We start from the raw sequence: 572 nt of genomic DNA on the forward strand, positions 1-572 counted from the left end.
AGAAGGTCCTATCGGGGCAGGAAAAACAACTCTCGCAACGATGCTCTCACAAGAGTTCGGATTCCCTATGATCAATGAGATTGTAGAGGATAACCCGTACCTTGATAAGTTTTATGACAATATAGAGGAATGGAGCTTCCAGCTCGAGATGTTTTTTCTTTGTCACAGATACAAACAGCTTGAAGACACCAGTGATCACTTTTTAAAAAAGGGACAGCCTGTAATAGCTGATTATCATATTTATAAAAATGTGATTTTTGCGGAACGCACCTTGTCTCCACATCAGCTGGAAAAATACAAAAAGATTTATCACCTGCTAACGGATGATCTGCCAAAGCCGAATTTCATCATTTACATAAAGGCCAGTCTGCCTACGTTGCTACACCGCATTGAAAAACGCGGGCGCCCCTTTGAGAAAAAAATTGAAACTAGCTATTTGGAGCAGCTGATTTCAGATTATGAAGTCGCCATCAAGCAGCTGCAGGAAGCAGACCCTGAACTTACAGTGTTAACCGTAGATGGTGATTCAAAGGATTTCGTTTTGAATAAGAGCGACTTTGAACGCATTGCCG

1 protein-coding gene is annotated in these 572 nt (G+C 41.6%); it reads left to right on the plus strand.

Annotated elements, in window-relative coordinates; translation table 11 throughout:
* On the plus strand, positions 1–572 hold a 572-nt coding region (dgk, locus tag ACWHAR_RS30275; RefSeq protein ID WP_452088831.1), incomplete at both ends, for a deoxyguanosine kinase.

The organism is Bacillus sp. LR--39 (assembly GCF_053613335.1).